Source organism: Streptomyces sp. NPDC047971, from assembly GCF_040653355.1.
Taxonomy (GTDB): domain Bacteria; phylum Actinomycetota; class Actinomycetes; order Streptomycetales; family Streptomycetaceae; genus Streptomyces.
This window is the reverse complement of sequence record NZ_JBEZNW010000014.1, coordinates 63,802-78,240: the sequence shown is the minus strand read 5'-3', so window position 1 is coordinate 78,240 and position 14,439 is coordinate 63,802. Positions and strand designations below refer to the sequence as shown.

Sequence of the window (14,439 nt, the reverse complement as noted above, 5' to 3'; positions counted from 1 at the left end):
ACAAGTGGGGATGCTCTGCTTCCAGCCAAGCTACGCACGAGTAGCCTCGACTGGGAAGTTACGCGTCGGTAAAAACTGACTTCTCGTCAATAAGGAGTAGTCATGGACGTTACGGGTGCCCGTCAGGCCGCCAGCGAGCCCGGCACGATCGCCCCCGGGCCGAACCTCGCCCGCGCCCGGTCCACCACCGCCTCGATCCTGCGGGCCTTCTCGTCCGCCGGATCGAAGGTCAGCTGACGCGCGGCCCCCTTCGCCGGCGCGAGCCCCTCCACGCGCAGCGCGATCCCCCGCACCCGGGCCCGCTGCAGCCCGAACGAGCCGTGGATCGCGTACGCGAGCGCGGTGAGCGCCGCCGAGTGGGCGGTCGGCTCGGGCAGCGTACGGGTACGGGTGGTGGTCGACCGGTCCGCGTACCGCACGGTCACCGTGAGGGAGCGGCACACCTGCTTCTCCGTACGCATCCGGGCACCCAGTTCCCCGGCGAGCGCGAGCAGCGCCCTGCGATGCGCCGAGTGGTCCAACTCGTCCTGGGAGAAGGTCTGTTCGGCCGCCATCGAACGGGAGAGCGCGTTCGGGACGACGGCGGCGCGGTCGACCCCCCGGGCCCGCTCCGCCAGCTCGCGGCCTGCCTTCGCGCCGACGAGCCGCTGGAGCACGGCGAGGGGCGCGTCCGCCACCCTGCCGATGGAGTCGAGTCCGTACGCGCAGAGGGTACGGGCGGTCGCGCGGCCGACGCCGTCGAGCGCGACGACCGGGCGTTCCCGCAGGAAGGCGGCCGGGTCGTCGACGACCAGGGTGACGCCGGGGCGGGCCTCGCGCGCCGCCATCCGGGCCAGCATCGGGTTCGGCCCGGCCCCGATGACACAGTCGACGCCGTACAGGGCGAGCGCCCTGACCCGTACCACGGAGGCCAGTTCGACGGGGCTCCAGCCGAAGTAGCGCAGCGCGCCGCGCACGTCGGCGAGCAGGGTGTCGGGCGGGGCCGCCTCGACGACGGGGGTGAACTCGGTGAGCAGCCCGACCAGCCGGGGAAGCATCGCCTCCCCGAGGGCTTCGAGCCGGAACCGTACACAGAGGATCATCCCGCGCTCCCCGGACTCTGGTGCCACAGCTTCCTGGCCGGAGTCGCCGCGCCTTCGCCGGCCGGCTTCAGGTCGGCCCAGGCGTTCATCTCGAAACCGGTCTCCATCGTGATCCGGCGGCCTCCGTCGCCGTCTCCGGTGGGCACCGGCGCGGGCTCCGCGAGCCGTGCGCCCACCGCCTCCAGCCCGCCGGTGGCCCGCAGTTCCACCAGCTCGGCGAGGTTCCAGGCCGCGGACCCGACCACGCTGAGGCTGCGCGGGCCGCGCCGCTGCACCACACCTCGGACGAGGAGCAGCCAGGAGTGGAAGACGGTGCGGGCGCAGGCCTCGTGGGAGTCGTCGAAGAAGGCGAGGTCGACCAGGCCCGTGCCGTCGTCGAGCGTGGTGAAGATGACCCGCTTGCCGGAGCGGATCGGCGGGGTCTGGGTGGCCGCCTTGGCGCCCGCGACCAGCACGGTCCGCCCGTGCGGGGCCTCGCGCAGCCGCTTGGCCGAGACCACGCCGAGTTCGCGCAGGAAGGCGTGGTGGTCGCCCATGAGGTGGCGCGAGGCGTCCATGCCGAGGACGCCCAGTTCGGCGCTGAGCCGCTCCGACTCGTCGAGGTCGGGCAGCCCGATGGGGGCGGTCTTCCGGCCCTGGGCGAGCGGGAGCTGGCCGCCGTAGGAGGCGGCTCCGCGCTGGGTGCGGTGGAGTTCGGTCACGTGCAGCAGCAGGTCACGGCGGTTGGCGCCGAAGGCGTCCAGCGCGCCGACCTGTACCAGCCGTTCGGCGACCGGCTTGCGCGGGCGGGCCCGCTCCCAGAAGTCGAGCAGCGAGGCGTACGGCTGCCCGGCCTCGATCCGCGCGCTCTCCGCCTCGCTGATGCCATGGACGTCGGAGAGGGCGAGCCGCAGTCCCCAGCACGTCGGCGGACCGGACACCAGTTCGATTCGATGGGCGGCCGCCGACCGGTTCACGTCCAACGGCAGCACCGGCACCCCGCGCCGCCGCGCGTCCGCGAGCAGCAGCCGCTTCGGGTACATCCCGGGGTCGTGGGTGAGCAGCCCGGCGTAGAAGGCCGCCGGGTGGTGCGCCTTGAGCCAGGCCGACTGGTAGGTGGGGACCGCGAAGGCGACCGCATGCGCCTTGCAGAAGCCGTACGAGCCGAATGCCTCCACGATCTCCCAGGTGCGGGCGATGACCTCGTAGTCGTACCCCCGTTTCTCGGCCCGCTGGGCGAACCAGATCTTGATCCGGCCCTGCGACTCGGGATGCGAGAGCCCGCGCCGGACCTGGTCGGCCTCGCCCCGGCCGCAGCCGGTCATGATCCGCACGATCTCGATGATCTGCTCGTGGAAGACGACGACGCCGTAGGTCTCCTTCAGCGCGCCCTCCAGGTCCGGGTGCGGATAGCGGACGGGTGCCCGGCCGTGGCGGGCCTCGATGAACGGGCGGACCATGTCGGCGGCGACCGGTCCCGGCCGGAAGAGCGAGATGTCGACGACGAGGTCGTGGAAGGTGGCCGGCTGGAGCCGGCCGACCAGGTCGCGCTGGCCGGGCGACTCGATCTGGAAGCAGCCGAGGGTCTCGGTGGACTGGATGAGCCGGTACGTCGTGGGGTCGCCGGCCGGCACCCGCGCCGGGTCGTCGAGATCCAGCCGTTCGCCGGTGGCCCGCTCCACCTCCGCGACGGCATGCGCCATCGCGGACTGCATCCGTACTCCGAGGACGTCGAGCTTGAGCAGCCCGAGGTCCTCCACGTCCTCCTTGTCGAACTGGGCCATGGGGAACCCCTCGCCGCTGGTGGGCACGACCGGGGTACGGGTGAGCAGCGAGGCGTCCGAGAGGAGCACCCCGCACGGATGCATGGCGATTCCGCGCGGCAGCGCGTCGAGGGCCTCGACCAGCTCCCAGAGCTTGCCGTACGCCTGTCTCTCGCCCGCGAGTTCGCGCAGTTCGGGCAGTTCGTCGAGGGCGGCGAGCGCGTCCCTCGCCCGGATGTGCGGGAACGCCTTGGCGATCCGGTCGATCTCGGCCGGATCCATGGAGAGCGCGGCGCCCACGTCCCGTACCGCGTGGCGGACCCGGTAGGTCTCGGGCATGGCGACGGTGGCGACCCGCTCGGTGCCGAAGCGGTCCATGATCGCGCGGTAGACCTCCAGGCGGCGGGCGGACTCCACGTCGATGTCGATGTCGGGCAGCGCGGTGCGGTTCTTGGAGAGGAAGCGCTCCATGAGGAGTCCGTGTTCGACCGGGTCGGCGTGGGCGATGCCGAGGAGGTGGTTGACGAGCGAGCCGGCGCCGGAGCCGCGCGCGGCGACCCTGATCCCCATGCGCTTCACGTCGTCGACGACCTGGGCGACCGTCAGGAAGTAGGTGGCGAAGCCGTGGTGGGCGATGATGTCGAGCTCGCGGTGCATCCGGTCCCAGTAGGCACGCCGGCCGGGACCGCGGTCGTACCCCCGCAGCACCATGCCGGCGGCGGCCCGGGAGGCCAGCACCCGCTGGGCGGTGCGGTGCGCGGCGCCGACGAGGTACGGCTCGGGGAAGTGGGCGGAGCCCATGCCGAGGTCGTCCTGGGGGTCGACCACGCAGCCGTCGGCGACCGCCATGGTCTGGTCGAGCAGCCGGTGCGCGGTGTCCCTGCGGAAGCCGGCCGCCTCGACGATCCGCTCGGCGGCGGCCAGCATGTCGCCGGCGTCCTTGAGCCAGGCCTCGCCGCTGTCGAGCTCCTTGCGGGGGTCGATGGGGACGAGGCGTCGGGCGGAGTCGAGGACGTCGGCGACGGGGCCCTGACCGGAGTCCGCGTACCGCACGGCGTTGCTGAGGACCGGGCGGACGCCCTGCTCGGCGGCGAAGCCGACGGTGCGGGCGGCGAGCCGGAGCGAACCGGGCCCGGTGCCGGAGCGGCCGTGATGGACGGCCTCCAGCCGCAGGGCGTCGCCGTACCGCTCGCGCCAGGGGACGAGGAGCCTGGCGGCCCGGTCGGGGCGGCCCGCGGCGAGGGCCCGGCCGACGTCGGAGGCGGGTCCGAGGAGCACGGTCAGGTCGTCGCCGTGGTTGGCGCCCCAGGGCAGCCGCGGCTGCTCGCCCTCCGCGTGGGCGGCGGTGATCATCCGGCAGAGCTCGGCCCAGCCGACCGCGGAGCGGGCGAGGAGGACGACGCGGGAGGCGGACTCGTCGACGAAGGCGCCGCCCCGCACGGGCACCCGCCGCGCGGAGGTCCCGGCCTCCCGGACCGGCCACCCGGCCGCGCCGGAGCCCCGGGCGGAGCCTCCGCCGGCCGCCCGTCCGTCCGCGTCCTCCCCGGAAGCGGCCGGACCGGACTCCCCGGCCGCCCGCCCCGCCGCGCCGGAGCCGGTCGCGGCGCGCCCGCCGACGGAGCCGTTCGCGCGCGCCCCGTCGCCGCCCCTGCGCCGTCCGTCCGGCCCCCGTCCGGCCGGCGCCGGGTCCGCGACCGCGAGGTCCACGCCGAACAGAGGGCGCACCCCCGCCTCCGCGCATGCCTTCGCGAAGCGGACCACGCCCGCGACCGTGTCCCGGTCCGTGAGGGCCAGGACGTCCATGCCCCGCTCGGCGGCGCGCCCGGCCAGCCGCTCGGGGTGCGAGGCCCCGTAGCGCAGGGAGAAGCCCGAGGCGGTGTGCAGATGCGCGAACCCCGGCATGTGCACCTCCCGCATCGAATTCGTACGTACGTTCCCACCCCCTCCTTCTCACCCTAACCCATTTCGAACGTGCGTACGATACGCCGCGCACATCATCCGTACGGGCCCGTCCCACCTGCGCAAACACCACCTCCCCCGGAGCGTGGAGGCATGAGTCTCGCCGCTGAACTGAAGAGTGCCGTCACCCCGCGAGCAGCCCTGCTCGTCATCGGCGTGTTCGCCCTCCAGCTGCTGTTCATCACCTCGTACGTCGGAGCGCTGCACGATCCGAAGCCGAGGGACGTGCCCTTCGGCGTGGTCGCGCCCCCGCAGGTCTCCGCCCGGCTCGTCGGGCAGCTGGAGGCACTCCCCGGCGGGCCGCTCGACCCCCGCACGGTCACGGACGAGGCGGAGGCCAGGCAGCAGATCCTGAACCGGGAGCTCGACGGCGCCCTGGTGGTGCGCCCGGCCGGGACCACCGACACCCTGCTCGTCGCCTCGGGCGGCGGCACCGTGCTCTCCTCCGCCCTGGACACGCTCTTCACCAGGCTGGAGGGCGCCGACCAGCGCACCATCAGGACCGTCGACGTGGCCCCGGCCTCCCCCGAGGACTTCGACGGCCTCTCGGCGTTCTACCTCGTCGTCGGCTGGTGCGTCGGCGGCTACATCTGCGCCGCGATCCTCGCCATCAGCTCGGGCGCGCGACCCGCCAACCCCGAGCGGGCCGTCATCCGGCTCGGGGTGCTCGCGGTGTACGCGATCCTCGGCGGCCTCGGCGGCGCGGTCATCGTGGGGCCGATCCTCGGGGCCCTGCCGGGCAGCGTCGCGGCCCTGTGGGGGCTGGGCGCCCTGGTGGTCTTCGCCGTCGGCGCGGCGACCCTGGCCCTGCAGTCGGTCTTCGGCATCGTCGGCATCGGTCTCGCGATCCTGCTGATCGTGGTCGCGGGCAACCCGAGCGCGGGCGGCGCCTTCCCGCTGCCGATGCTGCCGCCGTTCTGGAACGCGATCGGGCCCGCCCTTCCGCCGGGTGCCGGGACCTGGGTGGCGCGTTCGATCGCGTACTTCAAGGGCAACGACGTCACCGGCTCCCTGCTGGTGCTCTCCGCGTGGGCGGTCGTCGGCAGCGCGGTCACGCTGGTGATGTCCTCGCTGAGACGCGCGCCGCAGCCGACGGCCGGGGAGCCCGGCGCGGCCACGACGTGAGGGCACGCGATCGGGCCGGCCCCCCGTCCCCGCGGACGCGGTGCCGGTGTCCACACCGACGGCGACCGTGAAATCCCCTGGCCCGTGGGCCAGTCGACGGCTAGGTTCGCGAGGCAGACCAACCCCGAACCGAGAAGGCTCTCTCTGTGACGATCGTCCGTCCCGCTCGGCCCGACGAACTCCCCGCCCTGGTCGAGCACTCGGGTGACACCGAGCGCAACGCCGCCACCCGTGCGTACCTCACCCAGCTCCTCGACAGCGGGTGCACCCGGCCCGAGTGGTGTCTGGTGGCCGAGGACGGCGAAGGGCGGCCGGCCGGCAGCGTGGTCCTGTGGACCATCCCGGGGCAGGAGGTCCCGCTCGCCGTCGTGCTGTTCGAGGCCCCGGAGGACTCGCCCGAGACCGGCACCGCTCTTCTCGACGCGGCGGCCGCGAAGGCGAGGGAGCTGGGGGCGACGGAGCTGGAGCATGTCGTCGACTCCCCCGCCCAGGCCCCCCAGTTCCAGCGGAACCCGGAGCGCCGGGGCGAGCTGCTGCGGACGGCGGGCTACGAGGTGGTGCGCGACGGACGCCGGTTCACTCTCCGGGACCCCTGCGGATCCGGAGAGCTGCCGGCCGACGATCCCCGGCTGACCTTCCGCTCGCTCGCCGAGCTCGGTCCCGAGCCCTTCGTCGCCGTCCTGGCTGACCTGCTCGTGGACACCGCGGACGCCCGGCTCGCGGCGGACGTACGGCAGCACGGCGCGCGGCGCGCGGCGGAGCTGCTCTTCGAGGAGACCGCCGAGCTCACGCACGAGCCCGCGTGGTGGGAGCTCGGCTACGACGAGGACGGCACCGTCGCCGTGATCAGCCTGCCCGCCGAGAACCCGAGCGTTCCGGTGATCGGCTTCGTCGGCGTCGCGCCGGCCCACCGCGGCAAGGGGTACGCGACCTCGGTCGTGGTCCGGGGCACCCGCGTCCTCACCGCCGCGGGCGCCACCGAGATCCGCGGGGACTGCGACGCGGCCAACGTGGCGATGGCGAGGGCCTTCGAGCGGGCCGGGTACGTGAACTTCGCCGACCGGCTGGAGTTCGCCCGCACCCTCTGACACCGGGGCGGGGCGGCCGCCCCGGCGGTACGCTGCGGGCCCATGGGCAAGCATGTGCGCACCGACGACGGCCGCCTGCTGATGGCCGAGGAGTGGGGCAACCCGTCGGGAACCCCCGTACTGCTGCTGCACGGCACGCCGGGCAGCAGGCTGGGCACCGCGCTGCCCGACCTCGCGGCCCACCGTCCCGACGTCCGGTTCTTCTCCTACGACCGTCCCGGTTACGGCGGCTCGGACCGGCTCCCCGGCCGGCGGGTCGCCGACGCGGCCCGGGACGCCGCGGCCGTCGCCGACGCGCTGGGCATCGAGCGTTTCGCCGCGGTCGGACGCTCCGGCGGCGCCCCGCACGCGCTCGCGTGCGCCGCCCTGCTGCCCGAGCGCGTCCGGGCGGCCGCCGCGCTGGTGGGGATCGCTCCCCGGGACGCGGCGGGTCTGGACTGGTCCGCCGGCATGACGCCGTTCAACGTCCGCGAGTACGGACTGGCCGTCGAGTCGCCCGCGCTGCTCGACGAGGACCTCGCGGCGCGGGCCGCGGCCGTCAGGAAGGACCCGGAGGGGCTCATCGAGGATCTCCGGGCGGAGCTGTCCGAGCACGACCTGCCGGTCGTGTCCGATCCCGCCGTGCGCGCGACCCTGCTGCGCTCCTACCGCGAGGCGCTCGGCACCTCGCACCACGGCTGGACCGACGACTGTCTGGCCTTCACCCGGCCATGGGGCTTCGAGGTGTCCGACGTGACCGCCCCGGTCCTGCTCTGGCACGGTCTCGACGACGCGTTCTCGCCGCCCTCCCACACCCGTTGGCTGGCCGGGCGGATCGCCGGGTCCACCCTCGTCCTGGAGCCGCGCGCCGGCCACTTCGCGGCGCAGTACGCGCTGCCGCGTGTCCTGGAGTGGCTGCGGACTCAGGAGGACGGCGGCGCGTAGCCGCTCGCCCGGGCCCCCTCGAGGCAGTTCATGGTCCGCTCGTGACTGTCGCCCACCGTGTCGACGACCCGGACCCGGATGAAGAAGGCGTCGACCTCGGCGACGAAGCGCCGGGAGAAGGAGGCCACCGTGAGGGTGTCGTAGCTTCCGGTGCCCACCAGCGGGAACCTGCCGAAGGAGACGATCTGGAAGTCCTCCTTGACGGTCAGTCCGGCCGCGGTCAGCCGGTCCACCGCGCCGGCGACGTCGGTCCAGGCCACGGGCGTGGACTCGCCGGCGAGGACGACCCCGCACTCGTACCGCTCGATCACCGCGGTGTGCTGCCCTCCGTTGAGCAGTCCGACGCGCCACTCGTCCGCGCCGGCTCGCAGGTTCCCGCTCGCCCAGTCGGCCCGGAGCCCGAGGTAGGGCCGTACGGTACGGGCGTACTGCGCCCGCCCCAGAACCGCGGCCGCGGCGACCGCGAGCAGGCTGCCCAGCGGCTCCATGTCCAGGAGCTGCAACCGCCAGGGCCAGTCGGTCCTGGCCTCCTCGGTCATGTTGGCGCGCACGATCTCCCAGCCGAGGACGGCGGTGAGCAGGAGGAGCAGCACGATCGGCGCCGTGTAGAGCAGCGGGCTGCGCCGGACCCGGCGCTGGGGACGTGAGGCGTGCACCTCTGCCGGCCTTGACGTCACGCGCTCTCCCCCGCCACGAGTCCAGGCGTCCGGCCCCCGGGCAGGCATGCCCCGGGGCCGGACGTCGTTCGGATCATCGTGCTACGGAGGCTTCGCCTCCGGCTAGTACACGTTGACTCCATAGGCGCTCAGCGCCTCGGTGACGGGCTGGAAGAAGGTCGTGCCGCCCGAGGAGCAGTTGCCGCTGCCGCCGGAGGTGAGGCCGATGGCACGGCTGCCGGAGTAGAGCGGGCCGCCGGAGTCGCCGGGCTCGGCGCACACGTTGGTGCGGATCATGCCGTACACGATGTCGCCGCCGCCGTAGTTGACCGTGGCGTTGAGTCCGGTCACGGAGCCGCTGTGGGTGCCGGTGGTGGAGCCGCGACGCGTCACGGACATGCCGACGGTGGCGTTGGCGGCGCTGGTGATGTCGACGCCGCCGACCGTGCCGGACTTGGTGACGGAGCTGTTGGTGTAGCGGACGATGCCGTAGTCGTTGGTCGGGAAGCTGGATCCCGAGGTGGAGCCGAGCACGGTGGTCCGGCCGGAGTTGGAGTACCAGGTGCCCGCGCCGTCGGTGCAGTGTCCGGCGGTGAGGAAGTAGTAGTTGCCCGCGCTGTCACGGACGTTGAAGCCGAGGGAGCAGCGCCAGCTGGTGGCGTAGATCGCGTCGCCGCCGGAGATCAGCTTGGTGAACGTGCCGGGGGTGCGCTCGACCCGGAGCGCGCCGGCGTTGGCGCCCGCCTGGCGCTTGATCTTGGCTATCTCCGCCTGCGACACGGTGGAGTCCGCGGTCACGACCACGCTGTTGGTGGCCTGGTCGACGTGCCAGGCGGTGCCCGCCACGTCGGCGGCGAGCACGGCGTCGCCCGCGGCGGCGAGCTGCGTCGCGCCGAACGTCTGCGCGGTGTCGGCGTTCGCGGCGGGGACGGCGACCGCTGCCGCGGCGGCGAGGCCGGTGGCGACGGCGAGCAGTCGGACGGTTCTTGTGGGGGTGGTGCGCTTGGTCCTCACTTCGCGTTCCTCCAGAGGGGAATCGGGGGCCCGACGTGGGGTGCGGGCCCGTGAGGCGCGGCCCGGGGCCGGCGCTGTGGGGGAGTCTCGGCCCGCCCGCACCACTGCCGCAAGGGCGCCTTTCGGCCGAACCGTACGATGCTCAACTACCGTGCGGGGCCTGGCACTTGCGAAGATTTCGGTCAGCCCTCGACCAGCCGCCGCTCCCCCGCGGGCACCGCGGTGTCCAGAGTGTTTCCCGGTGGCGGGAAGGGGCAGATGAAGTGGTCCACGAAGGCGCACGGCGGCAGCAGCGCACGGTTGAAGTCGACCGTCACCGTGCCGTCCTCGGCCGGCGCCTGGGGACGCAGGAAGCGGAACCGGTAGCTGTCCCGCCCGCTCGTGAGGTCCGCGAAGACCGCCCACAGCGTGCCGTCGTCCTCCACCGCGACCTGGAGCGCGTGTTCGACGCCGTGCAGTTCGAAGGCGAGCTCACCGGCGAGACCGAGCCCGCGCTCCTTGCCGTCGGCGTTCTCCACCCGGACGCTGCGGGAGTGCTCGTAGGCGCGGAAGGTGCCGGGCACCACCCAGCGCTCGTCGTACGGTGTGGCCTCGATGCCCCGGAAGGTCCGGCGCGCCCGCGACTCGGGGTCGAAGTCCCGTACGGCCCAGAGTCCTTCGCGGCGCAGCACGACGAGTCGTCGGCCGGCGGACTCGGCCCGGGACTCGTGGATCGGGGCGTGGTCCGCGGTGAGCCGGACGCTGCCGATCAGGGGCTTGCCGTCGACGGTGATCGCGTCCTCGGCGTCCGCCGTCAGGACCACCTCGTCGCCGCTGTCGTGCCACCGCCCGGGAACGGCCGGAATTCGCCCCTCCGGGTAGTCGGAGAGCCAGTACGTACCGGTGAGGGAGAGCGGGCCGTACGACGAGGAGACCGCCGCCGTGCGCTGTTCGTGCCAGTGCTGCCAGTCCTGCTGTGCGCCCTGTCGGGGATCCGTGCTCATGGTGTTCCACCTTTCCACAGGGCGTCAGCTCCTGATGCGTGGCTGGCCGTGCGGGTCGTCGGGTACGGCTGGTCAGAGGACCTTGGAGAGGAAGGCGCGGGTGCGTTCGTGGCGGGGGCTGTCGAGCACCTCGGCGGGCGGGCCCTGTTCGACGATCCGGCCCTCGTCCATGAAGACGACCGTGTCGGCGACCTCGCGGGCGAAGCCGATCTCGTGGGTGACGACGATCATGGTCGTGCCGGCGGCGGCGAGGTCCTTGATGACGTCGAGGACCTCCCCGACCAGCTCGGGGTCGAGGGCGGAGGTCGGCTCGTCGAAGAGCAGCAGCTTCGGTTCGAGGGCGAGCGCGCGGGCGATCGCGACCCGCTGTTGCTGACCGCCGGAGAGCTGTCCGGGATACGCGTCCGCCTTGTCCGCGAGACCGACCCGGTCGAGGAGCCTCCCGGCGGCGGCGACGGCCTCCTCGCGCGGGCGCTTGAGGGCCGAGACGGGGGCCTCGACGATGTTCTCGACCACGGTGAGGTGCGGGAAGAGACGGAAGTTCTGGAAGACGAAGCCGATCCTGGTGCGCTGCTTGAGGATCTCGCGTTCGCGCAGCTCGTAGAGCTTGTTCCCGGAGCGGCGGTAGCCGACGAGGGCTCCGTCGACGCTGATCCGGCCGCTGTCGGCCTTCTCCAGGTGGTTGATGGTCCGCAGCAGGGTGGACTTGCCCGAGCCGGACGGTCCGAGGACGACGGCGACCTCCCCCGCGCGGACGTCGAGGTCGACGCCCCGGAGCACGTCGAGCGCGCCGAAGGACTTGTGGACGGACCTGACTTCGACCATGGAGCTCATCGGACGGTGCCTTTCGGGTGGTGGCGTTCGGCGGATGCCGCGGGAGGAGGGCGCGCCGGAGCGGACTCAGGCGCTCAGCGGGGCACGGCGGGACAGGTCGCGCAGGAACGCCAGGGCGGCGCGCGCGGTCGCGTCGTTCTGGCGGAAGGCGGCGCCTCCGGTGCGCGGCCGGGTGAAGGCCCCGCCGGCCCCCGCGGTGGTGTGCGGGCCGAGCGCGAAACGGCGCGGGTGCGGGCCTCCGGCGCGCTCCAGGATCCGCCCGTCGGCGGGGTCGACGGCCAGTAGCCCGGCCGGGGTGGCCCGGGCGCCGTCCCGGTGGAGGGCGCGGAGCAGCGGACTGCCGGTGCGTTCCAGGGTCGGGCCGGGAAGCCGGGCCTCGACCAGGGCACGCGCCTCGGTCCACCGGCCCGGCACACTCGTGGAGTGGGCCCGGAAGACCCCGCGTTCCTCGTCGGTCAGCACGGTCAGGCCGGCGCCGAGGAAGCGGACGATCCCCGCCCGGGAGAGAGCGAGCAGCTGGTGGAGCCGGGGGCCGGGCGGCCCGGAGGCGAGGAAGCTGAAGAACCCGTGCCACCAGCCGTGCGGGTCGCCGGTGTCGCCGAGCCTGACGAGGTGCCCGTAGACCGAGAGCAGCGCGGTGAAGACCGCCAGGTCCGGGCTGTGTCCCGGGTCGTGGCTCCGCGCCAGGTCGCGGGCGATGTGGCGGCGCAGGCCGTCCTGCAGGGCCTCCGGGGAGCCGAAGCGCACCCCGTCCAGGGGATGGTCGAGGGCGTCCAGGCGGAGCCGGTCGGCGGGGTCGGGGACGGCGGCGGCGACGAGGGCGTCCAGCTCGGCCCCGCCGGGCGCCGCGGCGGCGTACTTCTCCTCGAAGTCGGTCCACGCGCCGCTGGTCCGCTCGGGGTGGGCGGCGAAGAGGCGGTGGTAGTGGGCCCAGCCGAGCTCCTTGTCGACGAGGGGTCGGATGTCGCGGCGGAAGTCGAGCCGCCCGGGCCTGCGCAGCAGCGCGTCGACCTGGGCGGGACCGAAGAACCGGGGCAGCGGGGGCTGTTCGCCCTCCAGCGGGTACCCGATCTTGGCGTGGTAGGGCACTCCCCGCCGGGATCCGACGTACAGGACCGGTTCGCGCCCGGACGGTAGGTACTCCAGCCGTTCGCCCCGCTGCTCGTACCGCCCGCCGCGCCCCTCGGTGACCAGCACCATCAGGTCGACGAAGGCGAGCCCGAAGCCGCGCACGATCACCGGTTCACCGGCGGGCAGCGGGGACAGATCGGCGTCGGCGGTGAAGTCGGGCGGCAGGTGGACGAGCCCGTGCCGCTCGGCGAAGTCGGCCGACCGGCGCTGCTCGTCGTCGGGTTCGGCGTCGAGATGGCCGAGGGAGAGCACGACGAGGTCGGCGAGGAGGGGTACGGAACGGTCCTCCAGCCAGACCCGCTGGCGCCCATGGCGCGGGCCGCCGACCCGGACCGCTCGGGTGCGGTGCTCGTGGACCGTGACGGACGCGGGCAGCGCGGCGCGGGCCCGCTCGTACACCCAGCGCAGATAGGCGCCCTGCCGGGGGCGGCTGGGGAACGTGCGACCGTCGATTCCGGCCCACTCGGCGAGGGTGGGTCCCGGTCGCACCGGGCCGTCCATGTCCACCGTCTCGTCGGTGAACATGGTGACGTCCTCGGCCCGCGAGTTCATCCGGAGCAGCGGTGACTGCGCGGCGCGCCAGACACGTCCGCCGCCGGCCGGGTGCGGGTCGACGAGATGGATGTCCAGGGGCCGGTCCCCGTACAGCTCCGGCAGGTTGGCGGCGAGTCGTTCGAGGAGGCCGGTCCCCCGCGGCCCGGCGCCCACGATCACGAGGGACGCGTTCCCCGTCATCGCGCACCGGCCGTGCCGCGGGCGTAGTACCGCTCGACGTAGTGCTGTCCGACGCTGAGGACCGAGGTGACGACGACGTACCAGACCGTGGCGACGAGGAGGAGCGGCACGACCTGGTAGGTGCGGTGGTAGACGAGCTGGACGGAGTGGAGCAGGTCCTGGACGGCGATGACGGAGACGATGGAGGTGCCTTTGAGCGTGCCGATCAGCATGTTCCCGGCGGGCGGGACGATCGAGCGCATCGCCTGCGGCAGCACGATCCGGGTGAGTCGCCTCCACCGCCCGAGGCCGAGGGACTGGGCGGCCTCGATCTGGTCGTGGTCGACGGAGAGGATGCCGCCGCGCACGACCTCGGCGGCGTACGCGGCCTCGTGCAGGGTGAGACCGATGACGGCGACCGCGACGGGGCCGAGCAGGTTGACCGTGTCGATGCCGAGGATCGTCGGGTAGAGCGCCCCGATGTTGAACCAGAAGAGCAGCTGGACCAGGATCGGGGTGGAGCGGAAGAACCAGATGTAGCCCCAACTGACTCCGCGCAGAACGGGGTTGGCGGAGAGTCTGCCGACGGCGAGCAGCGTGCCGAGGGCGAAGCCGAGGAGCATCACGAGGGCGGTCAGCCACAGGGTGAGCCCCAGTCCGCGCAGGACGGCGGCCGAGGTGAAGTAGTCGGCGACGACGTCCCATTGGAAGGCTCTGTTGCGGACGACCGAGACGACGCCGAGCGCGAGCAGCGCCAGGACGACGACGGCCGCGGCCCGTTGGCCGGTGCGGCGGGCGGGGACGATGCGGAGGGGGGCGGCCGACGGGGCCGTGGAGGGTGTCTTGGTGAGGGTCGCGGACATGCGAAGGCTCCGTGGATTCCAGAGACGGATCGAACACGGGTGTGCGCCTTCACGCGCGGTGAGCACGGATCCGAGCCCCTCAGCTCGATCCGCCCCCCTGAGGCTACGGCGACGGAGCGCCGCCTTGTCAAGGCTGTCCGAAGGATGAGCCGTACGTCTCACCGCGGTTGACGGACAATCGGATACCTGTTCCACTTGGCCCATGCATTCGCAGCAGTGGCTGGTCACGCGCTCCCACATCGACTTCGGTCGCGTGTGGTCCTCTTCCTGTTGAGCCGACCTCCCGCGTTTCGCCTGCCCGCACTCTTCCGCGCGGCGCCTTCA

At 73.4% G+C, this 14,439-nt stretch carries 11 protein-coding genes; 3 read left to right on the top strand and 8 right to left on the bottom strand.

All coding sequences use genetic code 11. The features are described from left to right. Positions 1–122 precede the first annotated feature (122 nt). Both AB0D99_RS15915 and AB0D99_RS15910 read right to left on the bottom strand, forming a co-directional pair. Positions 123–1,082 (bottom strand): hypothetical protein, encoded by a 960-nt coding sequence (locus tag AB0D99_RS15915; RefSeq protein WP_362361203.1) that lies wholly within the window; start codon positions 1,080–1,082, stop codon positions 123–125. Next, complete coding sequence (locus tag AB0D99_RS15910; RefSeq protein WP_362361200.1) at positions 1,079–4,726, bottom strand: DNA polymerase III subunit alpha; 3,648 nt, start codon at positions 4,724–4,726, stop codon at positions 1,079–1,081. Before AB0D99_RS15910 ends, AB0D99_RS15915 begins: the two co-directional genes overlap by 4 nt. A 150-nt stretch (positions 4,727–4,876) precedes the next feature. On the opposite strand from AB0D99_RS15910, the gene AB0D99_RS15905 reads away from it, so the two are divergent. The 3 genes from AB0D99_RS15905 (at position 4,877) to AB0D99_RS15895 (ending at position 7,920) form a co-directional block, all read left to right on the top strand. Further along, positions 4,877–5,908, top strand: coding sequence for a DUF3533 domain-containing protein (locus AB0D99_RS15905; protein ID WP_362361197.1), 1,032 nt, complete (start codon positions 4,877–4,879; stop codon positions 5,906–5,908). A gap of 146 nt (positions 5,909–6,054) precedes the next feature. After that, complete coding sequence (locus AB0D99_RS15900) at positions 6,055–6,996, top strand: GNAT family N-acetyltransferase (protein ID WP_362361194.1); 942 nt, start codon at positions 6,055–6,057, stop codon at positions 6,994–6,996. A 42-nt stretch (positions 6,997–7,038) separates the two neighbouring features. After that, complete coding sequence (locus tag AB0D99_RS15895; protein ID WP_362361191.1) at positions 7,039–7,920, top strand: alpha/beta hydrolase; 882 nt, start codon at positions 7,039–7,041, stop codon at positions 7,918–7,920. On the opposite strand, the gene AB0D99_RS15890 is transcribed toward AB0D99_RS15895, so the two are convergent. The 6 genes from AB0D99_RS15890 to AB0D99_RS15865 all read right to left on the bottom strand — a co-directional run bounded on the left by AB0D99_RS15890 (position 7,899) and on the right by AB0D99_RS15865 (position 14,115). Continuing rightward, positions 7,899–8,597 carry a hypothetical protein gene (locus AB0D99_RS15890; RefSeq protein WP_362361188.1) on the bottom strand — a complete coding sequence of 233 codons (699 nt, stop codon included), beginning with the start codon at positions 8,595–8,597 and terminating at the stop codon, positions 7,899–7,901. The two genes, AB0D99_RS15895 and AB0D99_RS15890, sit on opposite strands and share 22 nt — an antisense overlap. 102 nt (positions 8,598–8,699) lie before the next feature. After that, complete coding sequence (locus AB0D99_RS15885) at positions 8,700–9,590, bottom strand: S1 family peptidase (RefSeq protein ID WP_362361185.1); 891 nt, start codon at positions 9,588–9,590, stop codon at positions 8,700–8,702. Between the two features lie 182 nt (positions 9,591–9,772). After that, on the bottom strand, positions 9,773–10,573 hold the full coding sequence (locus tag AB0D99_RS15880) for a DUF1684 domain-containing protein (RefSeq protein ID WP_362361182.1): 801 nt from the start codon (positions 10,571–10,573) through the stop codon (positions 9,773–9,775). Positions 10,574–10,645: 72 nt separating this feature from the next. After that, positions 10,646–11,398, bottom strand: coding sequence for an amino acid ABC transporter ATP-binding protein (locus tag AB0D99_RS15875; RefSeq protein WP_362361179.1), 753 nt, complete (start codon positions 11,396–11,398; stop codon positions 10,646–10,648). 75 nt (positions 11,399–11,473) lie between these two features. Then, positions 11,474–13,273, bottom strand: coding sequence for an FAD/NAD(P)-binding protein (locus AB0D99_RS15870; RefSeq protein ID WP_362361176.1), 1,800 nt, complete (start codon positions 13,271–13,273; stop codon positions 11,474–11,476). After that, a complete protein-coding gene (locus AB0D99_RS15865; RefSeq protein WP_362361173.1) occupies positions 13,270–14,115 on the bottom strand; it encodes an amino acid ABC transporter permease in 846 nt (281 codons plus the stop codon). The genes AB0D99_RS15870 and AB0D99_RS15865 overlap by 4 nt, the downstream gene beginning before the upstream one ends. Positions 14,116–14,439: the final 324 nt, after the last annotated feature.

Bases quoted from the DNA above. Each gene is read 5' to 3' on its own strand.
- AB0D99_RS15915 (WP_362361203.1), bottom strand. From the start codon at position 1,082: ATGATCCTCTGTGTACGGTTCCGGCTCGAAGCCCTCGGGGAGGCGATG.
- AB0D99_RS15910 (WP_362361200.1), bottom strand. From the start codon at position 4,726: ATGCCGGGGTTCGCGCATCTGCACACCGCCTCGGGCTTCTCCCTGCGC.
- AB0D99_RS15905 (WP_362361197.1), top strand. From the start codon at position 4,877: ATGAGTCTCGCCGCTGAACTGAAGAGTGCCGTCACCCCGCGAGCAGCC.
- AB0D99_RS15895 (WP_362361191.1), top strand. From the start codon at position 7,039: ATGGGCAAGCATGTGCGCACCGACGACGGCCGCCTGCTGATGGCCGAG.
- AB0D99_RS15880 (WP_362361182.1), bottom strand. From the start codon at position 10,573: ATGAGCACGGATCCCCGACAGGGCGCACAGCAGGACTGGCAGCACTGG.
- AB0D99_RS15875 (WP_362361179.1), bottom strand. From the start codon at position 11,398: ATGGTCGAAGTCAGGTCCGTCCACAAGTCCTTCGGCGCGCTCGACGTG.
- AB0D99_RS15870 (WP_362361176.1), bottom strand. From the start codon at position 13,273: ATGACGGGGAACGCGTCCCTCGTGATCGTGGGCGCCGGGCCGCGGGGG.
- AB0D99_RS15865 (WP_362361173.1), bottom strand. From the start codon at position 14,115: ATGTCCGCGACCCTCACCAAGACACCCTCCACGGCCCCGTCGGCCGCC.